This is a genomic window from Tritonibacter sp. AK171, from assembly GCF_030127025.1.
Lineage (GTDB): Bacteria > Pseudomonadota > Alphaproteobacteria > Rhodobacterales > Rhodobacteraceae > Epibacterium > Epibacterium mobile.
Map to the genome: position 1 here is coordinate 772,433 of NZ_CP126134.1, position 17,880 is coordinate 790,312.

The window sequence follows — 17,880 nt, forward strand, 5'->3', positions numbered from 1 at the left end:
CGGCGGGGAGGCTCCCGCCCGTCGGTCATGCCCCACCTTTTCAAGGTGGGACCCGACCTCCCGTTGGGCCGGGCGCTGCCCGCGCGCCTAAAGAGGCGCACAGGCAGCGCAACAGGTGGCTACGGCAGCGCTCAGGCCTCTTCTGGCGTGGTTTCTTTCAGTGGCACATAGAGTTCACCGCCTTCGCGGAATTTCGCCGCCATCGCCTCAAATCCCTCTTTCTGAGCCTCGGCGCGGATGTCGTGGCTGATCCGCATAGAGCAGAATTTCGGCCCGCACATGGAGCAGAAATGTGCCACCTTATGGGCCTCTTTGGGCAGGGTCTCATCGTGGAAGCTCTGTGCCGTTTCCGGGTCGAGAGACAGGTTGAACTGATCTTCCCAGCGGAATTCAAACCGCGCGCGGCTCAGCGCATCATCGCGCCGCTGCGCGCCGGGCAGACCCTTGGCCAGATCAGCGGCATGGGCGGCGATTTTATAGGTGATCACCCCGGTTTTGACGTCATCGCGGTCCGGCAGGCCCAGATGTTCCTTCGGCGTCACGTAGCAGAGCATCGCGCAACCAAACCAGCCGATCATCGCCGCACCAATGCCGGAGGTGATATGATCGTACCCCGGCGCAATATCCGTGGTGAGCGGGCCCAGCGTGTAAAACGGCGCCTCGTGGCAGCACTCCAGCTGCTTGTCCATGTTCTCCTTGATCTTGTGCATGGCCACATGGCCCGGCCCTTCGATCATCACCTGACAGTCCTTGGTCCAGGCGATCTTGGTCAGCTCGCCCAGCGTTTCCAGCTCGGCAAATTGCGCGGCGTCATTGGCATCGGCAATCGAACCCGGACGCAAGCCATCGCCCAATGAAAACGACACATCATAGCGGCGGCAAATGTCGCAGATTTCCTCGAAGTGCTCATAAAGGAAGCTCTCCTTGTGATGATGCAGGCACCACTTCGCCATGATCGACCCACCGCGCGACACGATCCCGGTGACGCGTTCCACGGTCATCGGCACCATATGCAGCCGCACGCCCGCATGGATGGTGAAATAGTCGACGCCTTGTTCCGCCTGCTCGATCAGCGTGTCGCGGAATACCTCCCAAGTCAGGTCCTCGGCGATACCGTTCACCTTCTCCAGCGCCTGATAGATCGGCACGGTGCCGATCGGCACCGGGCTGTTACGGATGATCCATTCCCGGGTGTTATGGATGTTGCGCCCAGTGGACAGATCCATCACCGTATCCGCGCCCCAGCGGATCGCCCAGACCAGTTTGTCCACCTCTTCCTCCATTGAGGAGGTCACCGCCGAGGTGCCCATATTGGCGTTGATCTTCACCTTGAAATTGCGACCGATGATCATCGGCTCCAGCTCCGGGTGGTTGATATTGGCGGGGATGATGGCGCGCCCTGCGGCGATTTCGGCGCGCACGAACTCCGGCGTCACATAGTCGGGGATATTTGCGCCAAAATCCTCCCCATCGCGCGCGCCATGACAGGGGGACAGCTCCCTGAGCTGGTTTTCGCGGATCGCCACGAACTCCATCTCGGGCGTAATGATGCCAGCGCGCGCATAGGCCAGCTGGGTCGGTGCTGCATCCCCGGTCCCGCGCAAAGGGGCCGGTTTCACAGGAAATTCCGGCACCAGCCGGTCACCTGCGACAAAGCCATTGTCTGCAGCGGTCACATTCCGGCCAGTGTAGGCCTCAACATCGCCGCGCGCCTTGATCCACGCCGCGCGCAACGGGGCCAATCCGTCGCGAATGTCGGTCAACACATCGGGATCGGTATAGGGCCCGGAGCTGTCATAGACCGGCAGCGGCGCTTCGCCCGCGGTGGGGTGGGTGGCAATTTCGCGCATCGGCACGCGGATGCCTTCATGCATCTCGCCTGCCACATAGATCTTACGAGAGGCGGGCAATGCGCCTGTGGTGATCTTTGGGTTGGGGACGTTCATCTTGGTGCTCCTCGAGTCCATTCTCAAAAACACCAATTGAGCCGGGCCTCAGGAAAACGGGGCAGGATGTTCAGATCCTGCCGTATCAGATCAGCGCGAACGCACCCTGAACGGGGGCGGTGCGCGGCTGTCCTAGCTTCCTACGCCAGTATCAACTGGGTCAGGTTCTAAGGGTCGCGTCACCGGGATTTCTCCCTGTCTGCCTCTCAGTCCCCTCGGCGGGACTCCCCTGCGTGCCTTAGGGGTAGGGGAGGGGGGTGTGGTGCGTCAAGCGGATTTTCCATCGCCCTTTCAATGGGTCCCTTTTCGCGTCTTCCGGGCGCTCAGGGGCGCGAGACGCCTTCAAAGCGACTAAAGATCAAGGATTTAAGCCCTTGCGACTCATTTTATATATTATCTATAAAATGAGAGATCGCCTTTGGCGTGTCCCCTGCCATCTGCCCAGCGAGGTTTTTCCATGCTCGATACGCCCCTTATCCGCACCGACTGGACCCGGCAGGAGGCAGAGGAGATCTATGCCCAACCCTTCATGGATCTGCTGTTTCAGGCCCAGAGCCTGCACCGCCAGATGTTTGATCCCAACGCGGTGCAAAAATCGCGCCTCCTGTCGATCAAGACCGGCGGCTGCGCCGAGGATTGCGCCTATTGTTCGCAATCGGCACGTAATGGCGCGCAGCTCCCGGCGTCCAAACTGATCGAGGTGCAGCGTGTCATCGCCGAGGCCAAGAAGGCCCGCGACGCTGGTGCCACGCGCTACTGCATGGGCGCGGCATGGCGTAGCCCCAAGACGCGCGACATGGCCCAGCTGGAAGCGATGATCGAAGGCGTCAAGGCGCTGGGGATGGAGACCTGCATGACGCTGGGTATGCTGGAGCAGGATCAGGTGCTGCGCCTGCGGGATGCGGGGCTGGATTACTACAATCACAACATCGACACCTCAGAGCGCTACTACCCGGAGGTCATCACCACCCGCAGCTTTGCGGATCGGTTAGAAACCCTGGCGCGGGTGCGCGAGGCCGGGATCAACGTCTGCTCTGGCGGCATCCTTGGCGTGGGCGAAGAGCGCGGCGACCGCATCGACATGCTGCTGAGCCTCGCGACGCTGCCGGAACATCCGCAATCGGTGCCGATCAACATGCTGATTCCGATGGCAGATACGCCACTGGCCGACACGCCTCCGCTCGATCCGATCGAATTCGTCCGTACCATCGCGCTGGCCCGCATCCTGATGCCGCGCGCGCATGTGCGGCTCTCGGCCGGGCGCACCGAAATGAGCGATGAACTGCAGGCGATGTGCATTTTTGCCGGGGCCAATTCCATCTTTATGGGCGACACGCTCCTGACGGCGGACAATCCTGAAGAGGACGCGGACGAGGCGCTGTTCGAACGGCTTGGCCTCAGCGCCATGGCCGCAGGAACGCACGGTACGCGCTAATCTGCGACAACAGTGCTCTGGCGGCGGCATATCTTTCACGCTAGGCTCGCGCGGAAGATATGCAAAGGACGACCCCATGCAGCTTGCCTATGTGATGACCACCGAACGCGGCGCCACGGATCGCCTGCTGACCGCTCTGGCAGAGCGGCTCGCCGCACAGGGTATCCGCACCGCAGGCATCGTGCAGACCAATACCGAATGCTATGACAACAAGCTCTGCGATATGGACGTGCGCGTGTTGCCCGATGGCGAAACCATTCGCATCTCGCAATCGCTGGGCGAAGGGGCCCGCGGCTGTCGCCTCAACCCAGAGGCGCTCGAACGCGCGGTTGGCCTTGTGACCAGCGCGCTGGATGCAATACCGGCCCCACAAGTCCTGATCGTCAACAAATTCGGCAAACACGAGGCCGACGGGCGCGGCATGCGCCCCCTCATCGGTGAGGCGCTGGCCATGGGGCTGCCCGTGGTCTGCGGCGTCAATCGCATGAATGTCGCCGCCTTCGAGAGCTTTGCCGAAGGCGTCTCCCAAGAAGCCGCCCCGGATCTGGATGCGCTGGTGGCTTGGGTTGAGGCTGCAATTTCCCAACCGGTCTGAGGCCCAGCCCCTTCATCTTCTCAAAAATATCTCGGGGTCCGGGGCAGCGCCCCGGCGGGATCAGAGTTTTGACGATATGATCCCAGTGGCAAAGCCGCCTTGCCGCAACTCGCCAAACAAGCGTTGATATTCGATCTTGGGGCAGCGGTTCTGAATCACCGTAACGCCACGCGCTTCAGCCTGTGCCGCCGCGTCTTTGTGCTCGACCCCGATCTGCATCCAGATCGTCTGCAACGACCCAAAAGCCATAAGCGCCTCGTCGACAATCTCTGGAACCGCTTCTGATCGGCGAAAGATATCGACCATATCCACCGGCTCTTCAATGTCGGCAAGTGTCGCGCGCACGGTCTCACCAAAGAGCTCCTTGCCAGCGTGACCGGGGTTTACCGGAATCACCCGGTAGCCTTTCAGCGACAGGTATCGGGCGACATAAAAACTCGGTCGCACGGGATTGGCAGAGACCCCGACCACGGCAATGCTGCGTGTTCGGCGCAAGATATCGGTCAGGAGCGCATCAGAATACATAAAGACACTGTGTAAGCCCCGGCTAGCGCGTGCAAGCCCTCTCGCGCGGGGTGGGCGAACAGGCCCCCCAACAGGGCAAGAAAAAAGCGCCCGAAATTGCTTCGGGCGCGAGGTGTGGAACGAGGGACAGTGAAAAAGATCTATGGCGGTTCCAGTGCCACAGTCTGATTAAGAATCTGGGGCGTTTATATTCCAAAAAAAGGGGCGCTCTCGTTTTCGTGAATAAGGTGCGAGCTTTGAAACTTGACAAGAGCGCCAGTGCCACACCGCGCGCTGCGACGTCAGCGCGGAAAACAGGCTGAGCGGATCAGTCCTGATGCAGCGCGTCGGGCCATTCTGCATGAGCAGCCTCGATCATCTGGTTTTGATCCTCCAGCCACAGGCTGCGCCCACGCGGCGTGCGGAAAAGATAGAGTTGCCCGTCCACAATTTCCCATGTGTCAGGATCGCCTTCAAAGACTTTCCCACGCGCCAACCCGTAGGCGCAATGCCCGCCAAATCGCGGTGCAAAGGCGCGAGGATTGGCCTCGAACCGGGATTGATTTTGCGCTGAATGAAACAGCCAGACCGCCCCTTTCCACATCAAGGCGTGGTCTTCATGCCCCTTCATCGGTTCATGCGCCACATGGAAGGACACCGGATCATACCCCCCAATCGCCAGCCCATCCTGCACCGCCACATAAACCGTTTGTGCCTTGGCTTCGGACGAGGGCAAAAACGACACCGCCCCCCCGAGCGCAAGAGCAAGGCCAGTGCCACGCAGAATATATGTCAGACAGTCGGTCAGCACCCGGTAGATCTCCGTTTGTTCGTATCGCGCCGGAGAATGCCCAAGCTCGCGTCATCAGAAAAGGGACTAAACGGGAAAGTGAATGCTCTGTGCGCAAAGCGGCGCGCCACTGCAGCCGTGAGGACACAGCAACTGCGCAGATGCGATTGCCCTGAACCGGCGCGCCTCTCCTTCAGTCGAAAATATCCTCGATCACATCAAAGACTTTCTTCCAGGAGGATTTCTTTTTCTTCTTATGCTTCTTCATCAGCTTGGCATTGGCCAACTCGTAAGCGAGCGCGCCCCAGTCCCCCGATTTGGACTTCTTGGGCTTTTTCGCCTTGGAGGGTTTTGTCGCCTTTGGCATCTTCGCCCCCTTGTGTTCGCTGAGGGGGCGTTGTTTTTGGGCCGAGAGTGGCGCGCCACAGGTGCCACAGACCAGCGCATGCAGGGCTGCATCAGGGACAAAGGCCGATTGCACGCCGCAATAGCAGCAAATGATCAGCTTGCCTCCGGGAATGCTCTTATGTGCGATGGGGACCTCCTGTGTGCCTCAACCCTTCAGAGATGCATATAGGGAGAGTGCAGCCGCATTTGAAACATTCAACGAGCCAAAACCCCGCGCTGCGTCGATTTTGACCAGTTTATCCACGGTTTCCTTGGTTTTCTGCCGCAAACCCGGCCCCTCAGCGCCAAGCACCAGCGCAATCGGCTCTTTGGTGCGCCCTGCCACGGCCTCTTCAATGGTTTCTTCGGCCTCACCGTCCAGCCCCAGCACCAGATACCCCATTTGTTGCAGTGCAACGATGGTATCCGAGAGGTTGCGCATCCGCAGATAGGGCTGACGTTCCAGCGCACCCGATGCGGTCTTGGCGAGCGCGCCTGTCTCTGGCGCCGAATGGTGCCGGGTGCCAATCACCGCAGAGGCTCCCAATACCTCGGCAGAGCGCAGGATGGCACCGACGTTATGGGGATCTGTCACCCGGTCCAGCAGGAGCACACGCGGGACCTCAGCCCCGATACAGTTTTCATCGAGCCCCCCCCAGTTCAGAGGCTTTACTTCCAGCGCCGCCCCCTGATGCACCGAACCGGGATCGATGGGCACTGAGAATTTGCGCGGGTCGACCACTTCGGGGGTGACCCCAGAGTCGGTGATCGCATCTTCAAGTTTGTTGTGGGCATTCAATGTCACCACAAGACGCAGTTTTTCACGCTTTGGATTCAGCAGAGCGTCGCGCACAGCATGAAGACCAAAAAGCCAGACGGTCTCGGCAGATGCAGCTTTCTTGGCCTTCTCTTTGTCCACCACCCAGGAGGGTTTCTTGCTGGGTTTCTTGTTCATGGCGCGCTCCGGAAAACAAAATTCGAGGTGGGCGAAAAAAGTTGTGCTTTTGCTGTTGACGCCCGATTGGGGTGCTTGTAATCACGCCTCCACGTTAGGTGCAACAAGCTTCTGACAGTGGGCGACAGGCCGCAAGGTGTGGCAGGGGACTGTAACTCCCTCGCGGAGACGCACGCCTGGTTCGATTCCAGGGTCGCCCACCATCTCACTCCTGAGATGGTATTTAAACTCCCAGTGATACATGTATAACGGATTGAAAATTATCCGATTTTTGCGCGCTCTGTGAAGTTGCGCACGAACATCGCATTCCTGCGCCGGCGATGCTGTGCGTGGTTTTACTCCCTCTTTCCCTCGACATAGAATATGTTCGCACGCCACCGAGCAGGGGCAATCACATAGCCTGCGTTTTCTATGCTGAGGTGTGTTTGGCATAGCGGCGCGCGCAAGTCGCCGTGGACTTGGTGGCGCGTCTTGCTGCGCCTTCAGGGTGTCGCTCCTCGCTGGCAGGGGAGAGCACGCAAAGCGGCAGGGTCTATCCCTTGGGGCGGGCCGCTTTTTCGGCGATGCCGCTCAGGCCCTGACGCTCGGCCAGAACCTTGAGCACATCATCCAGCGCCACGTCGCGCGCCGCCAGCATCACCAGGAAATGATAGAGCACATCCGCGCCCTCAGACGCGAGCCCTGCCTTGTCGTCCTTCACCGCCTCGATGATGGCCTCTATGGCTTCTTCGCCGAATTTCTCCGCACATTTCTCCGGCCCTTTGGACAAGAGTTTCGCGGTCCAGCTTGTGTCTGGATCGGTGCCTTTGCGCGACAGAATGGTCTGTTCGAGGTCATGCAGCAGGGTCATTGGAGCCTCATCGGGATGCCATTGGCGATCATGTGCTCTTTGGCCTCTTGCACCGTGTATTCGCCAAAGTGGAAGATCGATGCGGCCAGGACCGCGCTGGCGCCACCTTTGGTCACACCGTCCACGAGGTGATCCAGAGTGCCGACACCGCCAGAGGCAATCACCGGCACATCCACCGCATCGGAAATCGCGCGGGTCATCTCGAGGTTGAAACCCGATTTGGTGCCGTCGCGATCCATCGAGGTCAGCAGGATCTCGCCCGCGCCTTTGGCGGTTACAAGACGGGCGAATTCCACCGCGTCGATGCCGGTCTCGCGGCGCCCGCCATGGGTGAAGATCTCCCATTTGCCGGGGGCGACGGATTTGGCGTCGATGGCGCAGACGATGCACTGGCTGCCGAACTGGTCGGCGGCCTCGCGGATCACATCCGGGTTGGCCACAGCGGCGGAATTGAACGAGACCTTATCGGCCCCCGCCAACAGAAGCGCGCGCACATCGTCCTTGGTGCGTACGCCGCCGCCCACGGTGAGCGGCACAAAGCATTGCTCGGCGGTGCGGCGCACCATGTCAAACATCGTGCCGCGGTTTTCATGGGTCGCGTGGATGTCGAGGAAACAGATCTCATCGGCACCGGCGGCGTCATAGGCGCGCGCGGCCTCCACCGGATCGCCTGCGTCACGCAGGCCGACAAAATTCACGCCCTTGACCACACGGCCATCGGCGACATCGAGACAGGGAATGAGACGGGTCTTAAGCATATTTGCCTTATGGACCGGAACCGACGGCGGGAAAAGAGGGCATCGCGCGCGGGCCTGCGAATTGCACGAGGTGGTCAGGGGGCAGGTGCGGGCCAGAGGGTGGCCGGTCTTTGCCGATTTCAGCGCTTGTCGCGTTTGTGACTGGCGAAGCCCGGTGGCGCGCGCCAGATTTTGCGCCAAATCGTCCATTTGTGATTGAGGAGATCTTATGAAAACCTTTGTAACCGCTGCCGCGATTGCCCTGATGAGCGCCGTGCCCGCCCTTGCGGATCTGGTCAAAGTCGAGAGCCGCCATTCCGTGCCCGCAACACTGGATGCGCTCGAAATGGCGCTGGACAAGGCGGGCGCGACCGTGTTCGCTCGCGTCGATCATGCCAAAGGGGCCGAAGGGATTGGCGAGGAGCTTGCCGCCTCGCAGCTGCTGATCTTTGGCAACCCCAAGATCGGCACACCGGCGATGCAGGCTGATGCGCGCGCGGGGCTGTTTTTGCCGCTTAAGGCGCTGGCATATGAGGACAGCGAGGGCAAGGTCTGGCTCACCTATGAGGACCCGGTGATGATGTTCGAGGGGCTGGATATCAAAGCCAACGCTGAATTCATCGCGGGCATGACCGCTGCGCTGCAAAACCTCTCTGAGGCCGCAACGCAGTAGCAGGTTTGCGGAATACCCTGTCTCGGCGTGAGGGCTCTGCGTTAGTGCGGCGTTTGCGCTGAGGCAGCAGGCGTGTCTGCGCGTGCGATCCGGCGCATGGAATCGCGCACGATCAGGATGTGAAACGGCATCACCACCATCAGGTAGATCCGTCCCAGCCAATTGTTACGGTGCACCCAAGTCGCCATGTGAATGCGACCCGCTTCCTGACGCACGCAGATGCGGAAATTCAGGTGGGTGTCATCTGTTCCCAGGATCATTTCCTGCGCATCTTCATAGGTGACCGGAAAAATCGCGCCTTCCCCGGTATCGCTCACTTCGGTCTTGAGGCCCAAAGGGCGCACGATGCGGTTGCGCAACGCCAGCAGGGCACTGGCCCATTTGGGCATGCTGAGGCCGATATCCGCCGCCTCTCGTGGGCCAAGGCGGCTCTCCACCGCATAGCCATCGATGAAGTCACCCGGTTGAACCATCCTCCACAGGGTGGAAGTTTTTGGCAGCGGGCTGGTCTCGATCTTCGGCATGGCGAGGCTCCTTTTCAGGGAGCGTGACAGGCGCGGGCGTGTGGCGCCAGTGGGCAAGGTGCCGCAGATCGGAGTGCTGCGTTCTCCAGCGAGGGGAAGGCTCCCGCCCCCGATGCAATCCCCGCCTTTGGCGAGGATCTTTCGGCGTTGGGCCGGGCGCGGAGGCGCGTGTCCGCAGGACACGCGCCTCCGCGGTCGCTTCGGGCTTTGCCCGAAGCGAAACACCTCGTCGATAGGTCAACTGGATAGCTGCAGGCGCGGTCGTGTGAGGAGGGGGCGATCAGCCCTTGAGGACCGCCAGCGCCTCAGAAAGATCAATCGCGCCATCATAGAGCGCGCGGCCCGAAATTGCGCCATTGAGCGGCGCGCCGCAGGATTTCAGCGCGCGCAGATCGTCAAGCGAGGAGACGCCGCCAGAGGCGATCACCGGGATCGACACGGCATTTGCCAGCGCGGCGGTGGCGTCAATGTTTGGACCTTTCATCGCGCCGTCGCGCATGATGTCGGTGTAGATGATCGCTGCAACACCCGCGTCCTCAAAGGATTTTGCCAGATCGGTGACGTCGACATCGGTTTCCTCGGCCCAGCCTTTGGTCGCAACCTTGCCACCACGCGCGTCGATCCCGACCGCGACCTTGCCCGGAAACGCCCGTGCCGCCTCGCGCACCAGATCGGGGTTCTCCACCGCCACGGTGCCAAGGATCACCCGAGCCAGCCCTTTGTCGAGCCAGCGCTCGATGGTGGCCATATCGCGGATGCCACCGCCAAGCTGCGCGGGCACCTGACACTGCTTCAGGATTTCCTCAACCGGCGCGGCGTTCACCGGCTCCCCGGCGAAGGCACCGTTCAGATCCACCAGATGCAGCCATTCACAGCCCGCCGCCACGAACTCCAGCGCCTGCGCGGCCGGATTGTCGTTGAACACGGTGGTCTTGTCCATGTCACCATGCAGAAGCCGCACGGCCTGGCCGTCCTTGAGGTCAATGGCAGGGTAGAGGATCATCGGCTGTGCCCTTCTGGTCATGGTGAGAGTGCTTTGGCTGCCCTTTTGCCCAAGGTGGCGGCGAATTGCAACGCGGGCGGCATCACCGCGCGTCGCAGGCGCAGGGGCAGGGCGACCCGAGGTCAATCTTGCCTGAATGCGCGCGCCTCGGTCAGACTTCAAACCCATAGGGAGGACGAATGACCATGAAACAATTGATTGCAACCTTTGCTGTGACGCTTGGGCTGGCGACAGCCGCCTTTGCCGCCGATCCGGTCGAGGGCACATGGAAGACCCAGCCAGATGATGGCTCTTACGCGCATGTGGCGATGAAACCCTGCGGCAGCGCCGTTTGCGGCACCATTGCGCGCACCTTCAATGACAGCGGCGAGTATAAATCCCCGAACCTCGGAAAAACGCTGGTGATCGATATGGTCCCGCAGGGCGGCGGCGCCTATGAGGGCAAGGTCTGGCGGCCCTCCAACAACAAGATCTACATCGGCAAGATGGATCTGAGCGGCGACAGCCTGCGCCTGCGTGGCTGTGTGGCGGGCGGGCTGATCTGTTCGAAGCAGACTTGGACGCGGGTGAAGTAACGCGCGTTCAAACCTGAGTGCGGAGGGGTCAGAACAGCCCCATCTGCACCGGGATCGGCACAAAGCCCCGTTTGACCTGCCGCTCCCGCGTGCTCTCGAACAGTGATTGCGCTTCATCAAGGGTGGGGCAGTAGTTGCGCCGTTCCTGCCCGCCGGGCTGGCCGATAGGGCCGGTGGATTGCACCACGCACCAGTCGCCGAACAGTGTCGGCGTCAGGCTCAGCACCAGATAGCGATGCTGCCCGTCCCGGTGGCTGAATTTTTCGAAACGCAAGTACAAGTCTAAGTGGGCCTGACCGTGAAAGTGGTCAGGCCCATATGCCTTTTTAGCAAGGCGATGTCCATTGCTCACATTGGTTTAAGGGGACCGGTGATGCAGGACATATAGGTTCAGGCTCAGACGCTGCCGGTGTATTCGCCGCGCGCCGGATAATTGTTGGCGATGGCAAAATCCAGCGCCGCCACCAGTTCGGAAAAATGCGGGCGCACAAAGGGCATGGTCTGCACGGAGCCATAATAGAGCGTCTGTTCCGGCGTCACCATGAACAGGCCCGGCTCGGAAAACAGCGCAGGCTCTTCAATGCCGATCGAGGTGGTGCCGCGCGACGTCGAGATATAAAGCCCCCAGTCCTTGGCGACATCCAGCGGCAGATCATAGGCAAAGCGCAGATTTTTGGCTTCGATCTTTTCGGCCATCAATCGGGTGCGGTCCTCGTCGTCAGAGCTGATGGCGATGCAGTTGACCCCGCGTTCGGCAAAATCTGCGGCGCGCTTTTCGAACTCTTTCAGATAGGTGGCGCAGATCGGGCAGTGCAGGCCGCGATAGAAACAGATGACAGTGCCGCGCTCGGACACTTCAGAGGCAAGGTCGAACTGACCGCCGCCTAGCAAAGGCAGTGACAGGGCAGGGGTTTTCTGGCGAGGGATCAGCATGGGCAACTCCGGTATGCTTGGGGCCGACATGGGGTCGGTAGGCTGTATGGGATTTCTATCGCACGCATTTGTGCTTGGTAATTCCGAAAAAACTGACCTAAAAACCGAATGTGCGCCGGGTTTGCGTATGTGGAGGATGTGATGGACCGTCTCACCAGTCTTATTTCCCGATTTCGGATGCGGGTGGATATCGCGGCATGTCCGCATGCAAATCTGTGTGTTCTGACAGGGCGCTCAGGCGCACAGACCCTGCTGTTTACTCCCGGCAGCACAGTGCAGGCCACGGAGGCTGCCGCAGGTGCGGTCTGCCTTGCGCTGCGGGTGGACTGGGACGGGGCGCATAACCCTTTGGTGGCGGCATTGCCGCAGCGGGTCGAGGTGGCGTTGTCCCAAACCCCGCAATTGGCCGCGATTCTGGACCTGATGCGGCAGGAGCTTGAGGCCCATCGCTGCGGGGCGGAATCGGTTCTGTCCAGTCTCGGGCAGGCGTTGATGGTGCGGCTGCTGCGCCATCTGATCGAGGCAGGCACCGCAGAGCCGGGCCTGCTGGCAGGGCTTGCCGATCAGCGGTTGGCCCGCGCAATTGTATCGATGCATGATGAGCCGGGACGGGTCTGGACCACCGCTGATCTGGCGCAGGAGGCGGGGCTGTCGCTGTCGCGGTTCTCGGAGCTGTTCTCAGCGCAAATGAACGAGACGCCGATGGGATACCTGCGGCGCTGGCGGTTGACGCTGGCGCGGCAGGATCTGCTCCGGGGTGACCGGGTCGAGGCCGTTGCCCGCCGCTATGCGTATGAGTCACCCGAAGGGTTTACCCGCGCCTTTCGCAAAGCCTACGGCGTGGCGCCGGTGTCCCTGAGGCAAAGCGCGGCCTGAGGCTGGGCTGTGTTTGGCCTACCTGCGCGTGCCCTATGGGCATGGCCGGTGTTGCGTGTTCTGACATCTGTTGAGTGTGATGGCCAAACGCCGCGCGCCCGCCCCTCGATGGGGCGGGCGCGCGGGCCCGCCGGTGGCGCGCAAGCGGCCAAGGGCCCCTTGCGCGCGCCGCCCTTTCGGGCGGCAGCCGTCCAGATCAGAGTGGGGTGTCAGGGGGTCCAGGTGAGAAAGTTACCGATCATCCTGAGCCCGACATGCTGGCTTTTTTCCGGGTGGAACTGCATGCCGAGCATGGTGTCGCGCCCGATCACTGCTGTCACATCCCCGGCGTAATCCACATGCGCCAGCCGTTCAGCCGGATTGGCGACACGGAAGTGATAGCTGTGCACGAAATAGCAGTGATCGCCCGTCGAGATGCCATCAAACACCGGGTGGGGGTGGTCGACTACCAGATCGTTCCAGCCCATATGAGGCACCTTCAGGTGCCGATCCGCAGGCGTGATCTTCACCACGTCTCCGCCCACCCAGCCAAGGCCCGGCGTCTCGGAATATTCGTGACCCGTCGTGGCCATCAGCTGCATGCCGACACAAATCCCAAGGAAGGGGCGGCCTTTAACCTCTACGGCCTCGACCATCGCGTCATAAATGCCTTTGTGGCCGCGCAATTCTGCCGCGCAGGCGGGAAAGGCACCGTCGCCCGGCAGCACCAGCCGGTCGGCGCGGGCGACCACATCGGCGTCGGAGGTCACCACAACCTCACCGGCGCCGACCTCGGCCGCCATGAGCTGAAACGCTTTTTCGGCGGAGTGCAGGTTGCCGGATTCATAGTCGATGATGGCGGTCAGCATGGAATCGTCCTCGGGATGGTGTGATCGCTGAGGTGGCTTTGAGCCATCACAGGGTCAGGGGGCACGGGATCAAGGGGCAGGGCAGCAGTGCGGCGCAAGCGCCTCAGAGCGCACCCTTGGTGGAGGGCACCGCATCTGCTTTGCGCGGGTCGACCTCGACGGCGGTGCGCAGCGCACGAGCCACGGCCTTGAATGCGGCCTCGGCGATGTGGTGGCTGTTCACCCCATGGATCTGGTCGATGTGCAGGGTGATGCCGCCATGGGTCGCAAGCGCCTGAAAGAACTCGCGGACGAGTTCGGTGTCAAAAGTGCCGATCTTCTGGGTCGGCAGCTCCACATTCCACACAAGGAAGGGCCGGGCCGAAAGGTCCAGCGCGGCACGCACCTGTGCGTCATCCATCGGCAAGTGGCACTCGCCGTAGCGGTTGATACCTTTTTTGTCGCCAAGCGCTTGCACCAGCGCCTGACCCAGCGCGATACCGGTGTCCTCGACGGTGTGGTGGTCGTCGATGTGATAATCCCCGTTGGCGCGGATGGTCATGTCGATCAGCGAGTGGCGCGACAGCTGGTCCAGCATGTGGTCAAAAAAGCCAACGCCGGTGTGATTGTCATATGTGCCGCTGCCGTCGAGGTTGACGGAAACGGAGATCTCCGTCTCGGCGGTGGAGCGGGAAACCTGGGCTGTGCGCATGGTGAAATCCTCAATCTGTCGCCTAGGCTTATAGGGTGCGGGGTGGCGCAGGCTCAAGGGGGATCGCAGGATTGCTGTGCCTCTGCAGTGCCTTTGTGGCGCATCAGGGGCGCTTAGGGGTGGGATTGCCCTTTTTTGCGCTGCGTGCGAGGTTGCCGGGCAACCAGACCTGACAGAAGCTGAGGCGAGATATGTCCACCTGCGTCTTTATCCAGATCCGCTGCAAACCCGGCACCACCTACAAGGTGGCCGAGGATATTGCGCTGCATGAGATCCATTCGGAGCTTTATTCCACCAGCGGGGAATATGATCTGCTGATGAAGCTCTACATCCCCTCGGGCGAGGATGTGGGCAAATATATCAATGACCACCTGTTGCAGATCCCCAATATCGAGCGGTCGCTGACGACGATGACGTTCAAGGTCTTCTGAGGATTGCCAAAAAGAGCGCCTTGCGGCGCGCAGGGTGCGCTTTTCCTTGTGGGAAAAGCCTGTTGCGAGGCGCTGCCTCGCGCTCCGGGATATTTGGAGTTAGAAGAGGAAAGGCGCCCGTTTTGGTCGGGGCGCCTTTTGTTTTAGGTCAGCTGTTCAAGAGGCCTTCGGATTTTAAGGCCTCATAGGCGGTGTCGACGCCGGTTTTGGTGCGTTTGAGCATCTCGTCCACCTCAGCCTTTGTGATGATCAGCGGCGGGCAGAAGGCGAGCGCGTTTCCGGCGACGGCGCGCAGGATCAGGCCCGCGTCCTGGCAGGCTTTGACTGCCGCAGCGCCGCCTTTGCCTCCGGTGATGGTGGCACCGGTGGTCTTGTTGGAGACCAGTTCGAGCGCCGCGATCAGGCCTTTGCCGCGCACCTCACCCACCAGCGGGTGATCGGTGAAGATCTCGCGCAGCTGCTCTTGCATATAGGCGCCCACTTCGGCGGCATGGTCAAAGATCTTGTCGCGCTCGTAGATTTCCAGCGTTTTCAGGGCCGCGGCGCAAGCGGCGGGGTGGCCGGAGTAGGTATAGCCGTGGCCAAAGACGCCGACCTCATTGGTCTGATCCACCATCGCCTTATACATCCAGCCGGGAATGACCGAGGCGGAGATCGGGAAATAGGCCGAGGACAGCTGTTTGGCGAAGGTCATCAGATCGGGTTTGATCCCCATGGTGGTGCAGCCGAAATCGGCGCCTGTGCGACCAAAGCCACAGATGACCTCATCCGCCCAGATCAGGATGTCATGTTTGCGCAAAAGCGCCTGCAGCCCCTCGTAGTAGCCTTCGGGGGGGACGATCACGCCGGAGGCGCCGGTGATCGGCTCTACGATCATCGCGGCGATGGTCTCCGGGTCCTCGGCGAGGATCTGGTCTTCGAGATTTTGCAGGATGCGTTCGACAAACTGCGCCTCGGTCTCATTGCCCTGACGGCCGGTGTAGTAATGCGGCGCATCGGCGCGCAGGATCGACAGTGCCTCCAAGGGCGCGTCGAAATGGGCGAGGTTGGCGGGCAGGGAGGTCAGCGAGCCCGCCGCCACCGTCACGCCATGGTAGCCGCGCTCGCGGGTGATGATCTTGCGCTTTTGCGGCTTGCCGATGGCATTGAAGTAATAGCGCAGCATCTTGTAGTGGCTGTCATTGGCATCGGAGCCGGAATTGCCAAAGAAGAAATAGGCATCCTCCACCGGCACCATCGCCTTGAGTTTCTCGGCCAGCTGCATCACAGGTTCATGGGTCTTGCCGCCGAATGTGTGCTGGAAGGGCAGGCGGTTCAGCTGTTCGGTGATCGCCTCCACCACCTCGGTGTTGGAATAGCCCAGCGAGGTACACCACAGGCCCGCGAGCCCTTCGATGTATTCCTTGCCGCTGTCGTCATAGACGTAGATCCCCTCACCATGGGTGATGCAGAGCTGCTCCGTCGCGGTGAAATTCGTCGTCGGGTAGATCACGCTCGCCATCTGGCCAATCCTTTGCTGTCACAGGTTGGAACAAGGATTGGCGCGCATTTGAGAGCCAGTCAAAGGATTTTGATCAAAAATCACAAGCGCCTGTTCTGAAAAGCGAAAAGCCGCATCGGGTGATGCGGCTTTTTCGGTTCCAAATGGAGCGGGCGAGGCGATTCGAACGCCCGACCCTAACCTTGGCAAGGTTATGCTCTACCCCTGAGCTACGCCCGCGCTGCCATTTGGTGAGCCGGGGTTTAGGCAATCCCGCCAGAGGCTGCAAGCGGAAAATTTGCGCATTGCTGCAAAAACTTCTGTGTTTCGTCAGGGGCGGGGGATGCGGGATGAGGCGCCAGAAAAGCGAAAGGCCACATCCGAAGATGCGGCCTTTTCGATTTCGAATGGAGCGGGCGAGGCGATTCGAACGCCCGACCCTAACCTTGGCAAGGTTATGCTCTACCCCTGAGCTACGCCCGCGCTGCCATTCGGTGAGGCGTGATTTAGGCAATCCCGTCACAGGCTGCAAGAGAAAAATTGAGAATTGGGTGAATTTGTTGGCACGCCTCTGGGTCTTGGTGCGGAGCGCAGGCGGCCAGAGGGAAAAGCGAAAGGCCGCATCCGAAGATGCGGCCTTTTCGGTTCCGAATGGAGCGGGCGAGGCGATTCGAACGCCCGACCCTAACCTTGGCAAGGTTATGCTCTACCCCTGAGCTACGCCCGCGCTGCCATTCAGTGAGCGGGATTTAGGAAATCTCGTCGCAGGCTGCAAGCGGAAAATGCGGGGTGGGGCAATTTCAGCGCATCCCACGGCGGTTTGCCATAATGCGGCAGGCGATAAGCGGTGGGCCAAAAGGTTCCATAGGGATGCGCACACAGCTGCGTGAACGGCAGGAATATGCACAGGCAGATCTGGGAAAATGGCAATTTTATACCGGCTTTGCGCTTGGGGTTGGGAAGTACGGGCGCAGTGGTTGTCCCCGTCCGGCAACAGACCATGTTCTGCACACAGCGAAAGGCTGCAATAAAATGGAGACAACATCATGAAGCGCATCATTCTAGCATCTACCCTGTCGATCTCGGCCTCCGCTGCTGTGGCGGGCAATCTGGAAGAACCGGTCGTCGAACCCGTGCCGACCCCGCCCGCACCTGTGGTAACGGCTGCACCGGACACTGACTGGACCGGCTTTTACGGCGGTCTGCAATACGGTCAGGGCGAAGCGGATCTGTCGCTGGGCGGTGCCTCTGCATCTGAGGATTTCGACGCCTTTGGTGTGCACGGCGGGTATAACCACGACTTCGGCCGCTACGTGCTTGGCGGTGAGTTGATGTATAACGACATCAGCGGCGACAATGGCGGTGATGGCGATCTGACCTCGCTGCGCGCCCGTGCCGGTATGGATCTGGGACGGTTCATGCCCTACGTGACCGCAGGTGTGTCGCATCTGTCGCTTGCCTCGGGTGGCGCAGATATCTCTGAGAACGGGTTCACCTATGGTGTGGGCGCGGAATACCTCGTCAGCGAGCGGTTCAGCGTGGGTCTTGAATACACCAAGAGCGACTTTAGCGATGCTGGCGGCGTCGCGGGCGCAGATCTTGATACGGACAAAGTACAATTGCGCGCCTCCTACCGGTTCTGATCGG

Annotated in this window: 21 protein-coding genes, 4 tRNA genes and 1 riboswitch; of the genes, 8 read left to right on the forward strand and 17 right to left on the reverse strand. The window is 60.9% G+C overall.

Annotated features, from left to right (window positions below):
- Window positions 1-131: 131 nt before the first annotated feature.
- Entirely contained in the window at window positions 132-1,946 is a 1,815-nt protein-coding gene (gene thiC / locus QNI81_RS03645; RefSeq protein WP_283967400.1) for a phosphomethylpyrimidine synthase ThiC, read from the reverse strand.
- Between the two features lie 120 nt (window positions 1,947-2,066).
- A riboswitch (TPP riboswitch) is annotated at window positions 2,067-2,187 on the reverse strand.
- A 216-nt stretch (window positions 2,188-2,403) separates the two neighbouring features.
- On the opposite strand from thiC, the gene bioB reads away from it, so the two are divergent.
- Together bioB and QNI81_RS03655 are read left to right on the forward strand one after the other, a co-directional pair.
- On the forward strand, window positions 2,404-3,381 hold the full coding sequence (gene bioB, locus QNI81_RS03650; RefSeq protein WP_283967401.1) for a biotin synthase BioB: 978 nt from the start codon (window positions 2,404-2,406) through the stop codon (window positions 3,379-3,381).
- A gap of 76 nt (window positions 3,382-3,457) precedes the next feature.
- Window positions 3,458-3,976 carry a DUF2478 domain-containing protein gene (locus QNI81_RS03655; RefSeq protein ID WP_283967402.1) on the forward strand — a complete coding sequence of 173 codons (519 nt, stop codon included), beginning with the start codon at window positions 3,458-3,460 and terminating at the stop codon, window positions 3,974-3,976.
- Window positions 3,977-4,036: 60 nt separating this feature from the next.
- Here the strand turns inward: QNI81_RS03655 and QNI81_RS03660 are convergent, their stop codons facing one another.
- The 4 genes from QNI81_RS03660 to rlmB all read right to left on the reverse strand — a co-directional run bounded on the left by QNI81_RS03660 (window position 4,037) and on the right by rlmB (window position 6,612).
- Window positions 4,037-4,501: a CoA-binding protein gene (locus QNI81_RS03660; RefSeq protein ID WP_283967403.1), complete on the reverse strand. Its 465-nt coding sequence runs from the start codon at window positions 4,499-4,501 to the stop codon at window positions 4,037-4,039.
- Between the two features lie 307 nt (window positions 4,502-4,808).
- The gene (locus QNI81_RS03665; protein WP_283967404.1) at window positions 4,809-5,291 is read right to left on the reverse strand and encodes a YHS domain-containing (seleno)protein; all 483 of its coding nucleotides are present in this window, start codon (window positions 5,289-5,291) and stop codon (window positions 4,809-4,811) included.
- Between the two features lie 172 nt (window positions 5,292-5,463).
- Window positions 5,464-5,637: a hypothetical protein gene (locus tag QNI81_RS03670; protein WP_228711283.1), complete on the reverse strand. Its 174-nt coding sequence runs from the start codon at window positions 5,635-5,637 to the stop codon at window positions 5,464-5,466.
- Between the two features lie 186 nt (window positions 5,638-5,823).
- The gene (gene rlmB, locus QNI81_RS03675) at window positions 5,824-6,612 is read right to left on the reverse strand and encodes a 23S rRNA (guanosine(2251)-2'-O)-methyltransferase RlmB (RefSeq protein ID WP_283967405.1); all 789 of its coding nucleotides are present in this window, start codon (window positions 6,610-6,612) and stop codon (window positions 5,824-5,826) included.
- A 119-nt stretch (window positions 6,613-6,731) separates the two neighbouring features.
- On the opposite strand from rlmB, the gene QNI81_RS03680 reads away from it, so the two are divergent.
- Window positions 6,732-6,815 (forward strand) — tRNA-Tyr (locus QNI81_RS03680).
- A gap of 329 nt (window positions 6,816-7,144) precedes the next feature.
- On the opposite strand, the gene QNI81_RS03685 is transcribed toward QNI81_RS03680, so the two are convergent.
- Together QNI81_RS03685 and hisF are read right to left on the reverse strand one after the other, a co-directional pair.
- A complete protein-coding gene (locus QNI81_RS03685) occupies window positions 7,145-7,462 on the reverse strand; it encodes a phosphoribosyl-ATP diphosphatase (protein WP_065326127.1) in 318 nt (105 codons plus the stop codon).
- Window positions 7,459-8,220, reverse strand: a complete 762-nt coding sequence (gene hisF / locus QNI81_RS03690; RefSeq protein WP_219231182.1) for an imidazole glycerol phosphate synthase subunit HisF — start codon at window positions 8,218-8,220, stop codon at window positions 7,459-7,461. The genes QNI81_RS03685 and hisF overlap by 4 nt, the downstream gene beginning before the upstream one ends.
- 208 nt (window positions 8,221-8,428) lie before the next feature.
- Between hisF and QNI81_RS03695 the strand changes: the two genes are divergently transcribed.
- Window positions 8,429-8,872 (forward strand): DUF302 domain-containing protein, encoded by a 444-nt coding sequence (locus QNI81_RS03695; RefSeq protein ID WP_009176477.1) that lies wholly within the window; start codon window positions 8,429-8,431, stop codon window positions 8,870-8,872.
- 41 nt (window positions 8,873-8,913) lie between these two features.
- Here the strand turns inward: QNI81_RS03695 and QNI81_RS03700 are convergent, their stop codons facing one another.
- Both QNI81_RS03700 and hisA read right to left on the reverse strand, forming a co-directional pair.
- Window positions 8,914-9,396, reverse strand: coding sequence for a DUF2867 domain-containing protein (locus QNI81_RS03700; protein WP_283967406.1), 483 nt, complete (start codon window positions 9,394-9,396; stop codon window positions 8,914-8,916).
- 280 nt (window positions 9,397-9,676) lie between these two features.
- Window positions 9,677-10,399: a 1-(5-phosphoribosyl)-5-[(5-phosphoribosylamino)methylideneamino]imidazole-4-carboxamide isomerase gene (gene hisA, locus QNI81_RS03705; protein ID WP_009176662.1), complete on the reverse strand. Its 723-nt coding sequence runs from the start codon at window positions 10,397-10,399 to the stop codon at window positions 9,677-9,679.
- A 185-nt stretch (window positions 10,400-10,584) separates the two neighbouring features.
- On the opposite strand from hisA, the gene QNI81_RS03710 reads away from it, so the two are divergent.
- Complete coding sequence (locus QNI81_RS03710; RefSeq protein ID WP_283967857.1) at window positions 10,585-10,974, forward strand: DUF2147 domain-containing protein; 390 nt, start codon at window positions 10,585-10,587, stop codon at window positions 10,972-10,974.
- A gap of 28 nt (window positions 10,975-11,002) precedes the next feature.
- On the opposite strand, the gene QNI81_RS03715 is transcribed toward QNI81_RS03710, so the two are convergent.
- Together QNI81_RS03715 and QNI81_RS03720 are read right to left on the reverse strand one after the other, a co-directional pair.
- A complete protein-coding gene (locus tag QNI81_RS03715; protein ID WP_005675380.1) occupies window positions 11,003-11,254 on the reverse strand; it encodes a WGR domain-containing protein in 252 nt (83 codons plus the stop codon).
- A gap of 116 nt (window positions 11,255-11,370) precedes the next feature.
- Window positions 11,371-11,907, reverse strand: a complete 537-nt coding sequence (locus tag QNI81_RS03720; protein WP_065322731.1) for a peroxiredoxin-like family protein — start codon at window positions 11,905-11,907, stop codon at window positions 11,371-11,373.
- Window positions 11,908-12,048: 141 nt separating this feature from the next.
- Here QNI81_RS03720 and QNI81_RS03725 point away from each other — a divergent pair, with 141 nt between their 5' ends.
- Complete coding sequence (locus tag QNI81_RS03725) at window positions 12,049-12,783, forward strand: helix-turn-helix transcriptional regulator (RefSeq protein WP_283967407.1); 735 nt, start codon at window positions 12,049-12,051, stop codon at window positions 12,781-12,783.
- A gap of 209 nt (window positions 12,784-12,992) precedes the next feature.
- Here the strand turns inward: QNI81_RS03725 and hisH are convergent, their stop codons facing one another.
- Window positions 12,993-13,631 (reverse strand): imidazole glycerol phosphate synthase subunit HisH, encoded by a 639-nt coding sequence (gene hisH / locus QNI81_RS03730; RefSeq protein ID WP_283967408.1) that lies wholly within the window; start codon window positions 13,629-13,631, stop codon window positions 12,993-12,995.
- A gap of 103 nt (window positions 13,632-13,734) precedes the next feature.
- A complete protein-coding gene (hisB, locus tag QNI81_RS03735; protein ID WP_283967409.1) occupies window positions 13,735-14,322 on the reverse strand; it encodes an imidazoleglycerol-phosphate dehydratase HisB in 588 nt (195 codons plus the stop codon).
- A 191-nt stretch (window positions 14,323-14,513) separates the two neighbouring features.
- Here hisB and QNI81_RS03740 point away from each other — a divergent pair, with 191 nt between their 5' ends.
- Window positions 14,514-14,753 carry an Lrp/AsnC family transcriptional regulator gene (locus QNI81_RS03740; RefSeq protein ID WP_005652398.1) on the forward strand — a complete coding sequence of 80 codons (240 nt, stop codon included), beginning with the start codon at window positions 14,514-14,516 and terminating at the stop codon, window positions 14,751-14,753.
- A gap of 148 nt (window positions 14,754-14,901) precedes the next feature.
- Here QNI81_RS03740 and QNI81_RS03745 read toward each other — a convergent pair whose 3' ends face one another.
- From QNI81_RS03745 to QNI81_RS03760, 4 genes are all read right to left on the reverse strand, one after another.
- Entirely contained in the window at window positions 14,902-16,254 is a 1,353-nt protein-coding gene (locus tag QNI81_RS03745; RefSeq protein WP_283967410.1) for an aminotransferase, read from the reverse strand.
- Between the two features lie 144 nt (window positions 16,255-16,398).
- A tRNA-Gly gene (locus QNI81_RS03750) sits at window positions 16,399-16,473 on the reverse strand.
- Window positions 16,474-16,641: 168 nt separating this feature from the next.
- A tRNA-Gly gene (locus QNI81_RS03755) sits at window positions 16,642-16,716 on the reverse strand.
- Between the two features lie 169 nt (window positions 16,717-16,885).
- Window positions 16,886-16,960, reverse strand: a tRNA-Gly gene (locus QNI81_RS03760).
- Window positions 16,961-17,279: 319 nt separating this feature from the next.
- Here QNI81_RS03760 and QNI81_RS03765 point away from each other — a divergent pair.
- Window positions 17,280-17,876, forward strand: coding sequence for an outer membrane protein (locus tag QNI81_RS03765; protein WP_009176361.1), 597 nt, complete (start codon window positions 17,280-17,282; stop codon window positions 17,874-17,876).
- Window positions 17,877-17,880: the final 4 nt, after the last annotated feature.

What these genes read in the sequence shown, in the direction of transcription:
- QNI81_RS03670 (WP_228711283.1), bottom strand. Translation starts at nt 5,637, where the DNA reads ATGCCAAAGGCGACAAAACCCTCCAAGGCGAAAAAGCCCAAGAAGTCC.
- QNI81_RS03720 (WP_065322731.1), bottom strand. Translation starts at nt 11,907, where the DNA reads ATGCTGATCCCTCGCCAGAAAACCCCTGCCCTGTCACTGCCTTTGCTA.
- rlmB (WP_283967405.1), bottom strand. Translation starts at nt 6,612, where the DNA reads ATGAACAAGAAACCCAGCAAGAAACCCTCCTGGGTGGTGGACAAAGAG.
- hisB (WP_283967409.1), bottom strand. Translation starts at nt 14,322, where the DNA reads ATGCGCACAGCCCAGGTTTCCCGCTCCACCGCCGAGACGGAGATCTCC.
- QNI81_RS03725 (WP_283967407.1), top strand. Translation starts at nt 12,049, where the DNA reads ATGGACCGTCTCACCAGTCTTATTTCCCGATTTCGGATGCGGGTGGAT.
- QNI81_RS03695 (WP_009176477.1), top strand. Translation starts at nt 8,429, where the DNA reads ATGAAAACCTTTGTAACCGCTGCCGCGATTGCCCTGATGAGCGCCGTG.
- QNI81_RS03655 (WP_283967402.1), top strand. Translation starts at nt 3,458, where the DNA reads ATGCAGCTTGCCTATGTGATGACCACCGAACGCGGCGCCACGGATCGC.
- hisF (WP_219231182.1), bottom strand. Translation starts at nt 8,220, where the DNA reads ATGCTTAAGACCCGTCTCATTCCCTGTCTCGATGTCGCCGATGGCCGT.
- QNI81_RS03765 (WP_009176361.1), top strand. Translation starts at nt 17,280, where the DNA reads ATGAAGCGCATCATTCTAGCATCTACCCTGTCGATCTCGGCCTCCGCT.
- QNI81_RS03685 (WP_065326127.1), bottom strand. Translation starts at nt 7,462, where the DNA reads ATGACCCTGCTGCATGACCTCGAACAGACCATTCTGTCGCGCAAAGGC.
- thiC (WP_283967400.1), bottom strand. Translation starts at nt 1,946, where the DNA reads ATGAACGTCCCCAACCCAAAGATCACCACAGGCGCATTGCCCGCCTCT.
- QNI81_RS03700 (WP_283967406.1), bottom strand. Translation starts at nt 9,396, where the DNA reads ATGCCGAAGATCGAGACCAGCCCGCTGCCAAAAACTTCCACCCTGTGG.
- bioB (WP_283967401.1), top strand. Translation starts at nt 2,404, where the DNA reads ATGCTCGATACGCCCCTTATCCGCACCGACTGGACCCGGCAGGAGGCA.
- hisA (WP_009176662.1), bottom strand. Translation starts at nt 10,399, where the DNA reads ATGATCCTCTACCCTGCCATTGACCTCAAGGACGGCCAGGCCGTGCGG.
- hisH (WP_283967408.1), bottom strand. Translation starts at nt 13,631, where the DNA reads ATGCTGACCGCCATCATCGACTATGAATCCGGCAACCTGCACTCCGCC.
- QNI81_RS03660 (WP_283967403.1), bottom strand. Translation starts at nt 4,501, where the DNA reads ATGTATTCTGATGCGCTCCTGACCGATATCTTGCGCCGAACACGCAGC.
- QNI81_RS03740 (WP_005652398.1), top strand. Translation starts at nt 14,514, where the DNA reads ATGTCCACCTGCGTCTTTATCCAGATCCGCTGCAAACCCGGCACCACC.
- QNI81_RS03745 (WP_283967410.1), bottom strand. Translation starts at nt 16,254, where the DNA reads ATGGCGAGCGTGATCTACCCGACGACGAATTTCACCGCGACGGAGCAG.
- QNI81_RS03710 (WP_283967857.1), top strand. Translation starts at nt 10,585, where the DNA reads ATGAAACAATTGATTGCAACCTTTGCTGTGACGCTTGGGCTGGCGACA.